We start from the raw sequence: 4,017 nt of genomic DNA, 5'->3' as shown, positions 1-4,017 counted from the left end.
AGGCGAGTACGGGCCGGGGAGCTTCGTCTGGTTCCCCGAAGGCGGCTGGATGGAACACGGCGCTACCGCCGTCAACGACGTCACCCTGCTGTTCATCACCAACAAACCCTTCGCCATCTGCTACGAGGTCGACGACAACCACCCCTACCCCATGAACACCAACGACTGAACACCCCTCTCACCCACTCTCTCAACACTCATACAGCGAAGAAAGGCAAGCGATTATGGAATCAGCGATTGATGCTCATCTCCAGTGTCCGCGCTCCCTGCAGCGGCGGATCGATGACAGCTATACGCCCCCCTGGCCGATGTGGATGGCGCGCGCGGACCAGTCTCTGCAAGCAGTCGTCATGGCGTACCTCGGAGTTCAGTACTTCGGTGACGCCAATCGCGAGTCTGCGCTCTCGGCACTAAGGCACATCGTTGACTCGTTCTCGGGCGAGGACGCGCCGCTGGAGCATGATCTATCATACTTCCGCGACGCGCAGGGCTACGACAACTTGATTGCCGTCGGATACTGGCGAAACACCGACAGCTACAACCGTTGGTCGTCCTCCCCCACCGTTGACTCATGGTGGAGCTCGGATGACCGGCTCAACGACGGTCTGGGCTACTTCCGGGAGATCGCGTCAACGCGCGCAGAGCAATTCGAAACCATCTATGCCTTCACCGACAACTTCCCAGGCGTCGGCGCAATCATGGATCGAACAAGCGACGAGATCCAGGAGCATGGGTATTGGGGTTCGATGCGCGAACGCTTCCCCCTCTCACAGGTCGACAGGATGCTGGCCAAAGGGACACTCGACATCACTACGGGTGACCCTGCGAAAGGCGGGCGGGTCGTTGTTCGTGCCCATGACAACATCGCGCTCATCCGCTCAGGTCAAGACTGGGGCAACACGGGTGACGTTGAGCGTGCCCTCTACCTGGAAGAGATCGAGCCAACTCTGCGGGCTGGCATGGATTTTCTGCGAGACAACGGCGCGGAGGTCGGTTGCTACAGCAATCGTTTCGTCCAGAACATCAACCTGGACGGAAATCTGATCGAGAAGTCGTACTGCATCGGCCATTGGCGGTCGGTGGATCTGATGGAACGGTGGGCGGAGTCTCATCCGACGCACCTTCGCATCTTCACGACATTCGTTCGCGTCGCAAATCAAATCTCCGAACTTCGGCTCTACCACGAATGCTCGGTCTTCGACGCGGACAACCAACTGTACGAGTACATCAACTGCCACCCTCATACGGGCATGCTCCGTGACGCTGCACAGCCGGCGGCCTAGAGGAGGGCGTCAACTATGAAGACAAGAATCGATTTCGCGCTGGCTCTCAGTGCCGGCCTACTGGTTTCAGTGTGGGTGTTCCTGTCCACCAAGTTCCCCGCCATCGAGATTGTGGGCTGGGTGGGCCTCGTGTCCACCGCGGCGCTCTTCCTCACCGGAGGTGGCATCGAAGGTGCGAAGAACTCACTCCTGACGGGTGTTGTTGGTATCGGCGGGGCCGCACTCGCGACCAAGCTGATTATTGAGATGGGCGGTGGCCTGGCCATCACAGTCGTGGCTCTCTCGGTACTGGCGTTCCTGCTTGTCGCCGTCAGCCCCTTACCCTGGATGTCCGCTACCGCCGTGTCGTTCCTGGGCGCCTGCTGCTTCATCGCCGCTGGAGTAGCCCCCGACGAGAACGCACTATTTGTGATCTGGTCCTGGCTTGCGGGACTGGCACTCGGGCTCGGCGTTGGGGCACTGGCCGCCAGGTTTGCCAGCGTGTCGCGACGCCGCGATGGTAGTTCAGTCCCCGCGGTGGCCGACTAGGCTCCGCCGGGGCGCAGTTCGAGGATGCCAGGGCCCAGCGGCACGCTACGCCGCCCTGGCATCCTCCGTCCCGGCCGCCCGTTAAGCACGACCTCCGCCAGGCTATAGACATCCCTAGGCGGTAGCGTTACGCTAGCGTTAACCTACTGCACGCCACGTCCACTACTAATCGGGACGAGCAACGGGAGTCTGCGGATGAACATATCTCGGCCCGACGACAAGAATGCTTTTCAGACGAGCACGACCTCACGATGAGCGCTGGACCACGACGATTCGTCGTCACTCGACACGACGGCCTGATGCGGGCTGAGGTCGCGGAATCATGGCGTCGTTCTGCCGCTGCAGGTGTCGACACCGAAACAACAGTTGCACCCCTAACAATGCCCGACGGCGATCTGCGCCATGTGCGTGCTTCCCATCCACTTGCCCGTGTCTTCCCCCTGCTCGACGACGTCGTCGGCCAAGCGGCGCGCGAAAGTAATGCGATCATGGCCGTTTCCGACGCTGCGGGCCAACTGCTGTGGGTCGCCGGCACGTCGCGAGCACTCCGTGATGCGGAATCGATCGGCTTTGTAGAGGGATCCAACTGGGATGAGCGATTGGCAGGCACTAACGCCCCTGGTCTCGCTATCAAACTCAATCGCACGGCCACTGTGGTCGGGACGGAACACTTTCGCCGGTCGGTACGACGTTGGAATTGTGCCGCAACGCCAATTCGTGATCCTCATACGTCGGCGGTATTAGGCGCCCTCGACATCACTGGGGGCGAGGAGATTATCAAGCCTCAAACGGTTGCGTTGATTCGAGCAGCGGCCCGCATGGCTGAATCGGAGATGGTTAGGCAGCTAGTCTCACCTCACCCGCTGAGACCAAGTTCTATCAGAGGTTCACTGCATGTCCAGATCGAATCGCTGGGTCGCGCAGGGTCTGTCGTGACAGTTCAGGACGGGGGCTCGAAACCAGAGGAGTTACACCTCAGTCGACGCCACAGCGAAATAGTCCTTCTGCTGGCGTCGGCACCGCGTGGCCTATCGGGAGATGAACTGGCGGTACACCTTTATCAGGACGACAACGGCGATTCCACACTTCGGGCCGAGCTGAACCGGTTGCGACACTTACTGGGCTCTGAGTTGCTGAGGTCGCGACCTTACCGTTTGAACGCGACCGTAGCGGGCGACTGGCTCGCAATCGAAGCGTTGCTTTCTGCAGGTGAGGTCCACGCAGCGTACGCGGCCTACAAGGGACCGCTACTTGTTGGCTCGGACGCTCCTGGGGTGGTTAGTTTGCGCAGCGAGGTTGAGACGTCGCTGCGACAAGCGATCATTCAGTCGGGCGATGCTGAGTTGATGTCCAACTGGACGCGGTCATGGTGGGGCAGCGATGACTACGACGTGTGGGTTGCGCTACGAGCAGCGATTGCCCCCTTCTCCCCTTTCATGCCACTCGTCCAAGGACAGATCGCGCGACTCGACCAGGAGTTGGGCGCAGGCGAGAACGCATTCGGCAGTCTTCACAGAAGGATTGGCCCGAGCACGGCACAACCGGCGCAAGGTACCTACATACGCAGATGATCTCGTTAGGGATGTGAACAGGCCCGAAAGATGCGGGATGCGACGTCCTCTTACGGCCTAGTCACTGCCAGTGCCAAACCTGGCGCGCCCCGGTTGCGGCATGCCGCGGTCACCGTTCAGTCGAGCTGCGCCGTTGAGGGGACAGGCGCGCCTTACCCACTGCGAGCATGCGGTTCCGAACGCCGGCATCGAGCCCCACCGCCAGGGGCCGGTGGGTCAGAAGATGAAGCAGGCGTTGAAAATACTGCTCCTCAGTGAGACCGAAGGAGACGAAAATGTCTTCTCGCGACCCACCTCCATAGTGCAGCCACATTGCGGCGAAATCGACGAGGCGCCGCTGCTCAGGATCTAGCTTTCGATGCATCAGCGAGCGGTCCTGTTTAAGAGCATGTCTGTCGTGTCTCTGGCCAATGTGTTGGAGTCGACCCGGCTCAAACGGTTGTTCAAGCAGAACTCATAGTTGCTTTTACACTGTTGCATTGCAGTTGCTTCGCACGACCTGGTCGCGCTCTTGTCTCAGTCGTTGGTGTTCATGGGGTAGGGGTGGTTGTCGTCGACCTCGTAGCAGATGGCGAAGGGTTTGTTGGTGATGAACAGCAGGGTGACGTCGTTGACGGCGGTAGCGCCGTGTTCCA

The 4,017-nt window shown here is 60.2% G+C and carries 3 protein-coding genes; all 3 read left to right on the top strand.

Translation table 11 applies throughout. From position 1 onward, the window contains the following. Nucleotides 1-224 precede the first annotated feature (224 nt). The 3 genes from oxdA (at nt 225) to J3S28_RS28125 (ending at nt 3,382) form a co-directional block, all read left to right on the top strand. A complete protein-coding gene (gene oxdA / locus J3S28_RS28135) occupies nt 225-1,283 on the top strand; it encodes an aliphatic aldoxime dehydratase (RefSeq protein WP_207844618.1) in 1,059 nt (352 codons plus the stop codon). Between the two features lie 15 nt (nt 1,284-1,298). After that, complete coding sequence (locus J3S28_RS28130) at nt 1,299-1,811, top strand: DUF1097 domain-containing protein (protein ID WP_207844616.1); 513 nt, start codon at nt 1,299-1,301, stop codon at nt 1,809-1,811. A 251-nt stretch (nt 1,812-2,062) separates the two neighbouring features. Continuing rightward, complete coding sequence (locus tag J3S28_RS28125) at nt 2,063-3,382, top strand: sigma-54-dependent transcriptional regulator family protein (protein ID WP_207844614.1); 1,320 nt, start codon at nt 2,063-2,065, stop codon at nt 3,380-3,382. The last annotated feature ends 635 nt before the right edge of the window (nt 3,383-4,017 follow it).

Source organism: Williamsia soli, from assembly GCF_017377795.1.
Taxonomy (GTDB): domain Bacteria; phylum Actinomycetota; class Actinomycetes; order Mycobacteriales; family Mycobacteriaceae; genus Williamsia; species Williamsia soli.
Note: the sequence above shows the minus strand (reverse complement) of the source record. Positions and strands in the feature narration are given on the sequence as shown.

Coding starts and splice junctions, on each gene's coding strand:
- J3S28_RS28125 (WP_207844614.1), top strand. CDS start 2,063: ATGAGCGCTGGACCACGACGATTCGTCGTCACTCGACACGACGGCCTG.
- J3S28_RS28130 (WP_207844616.1), top strand. CDS start 1,299: ATGAAGACAAGAATCGATTTCGCGCTGGCTCTCAGTGCCGGCCTACTG.
- oxdA (WP_207844618.1), top strand. CDS start 225: ATGGAATCAGCGATTGATGCTCATCTCCAGTGTCCGCGCTCCCTGCAG.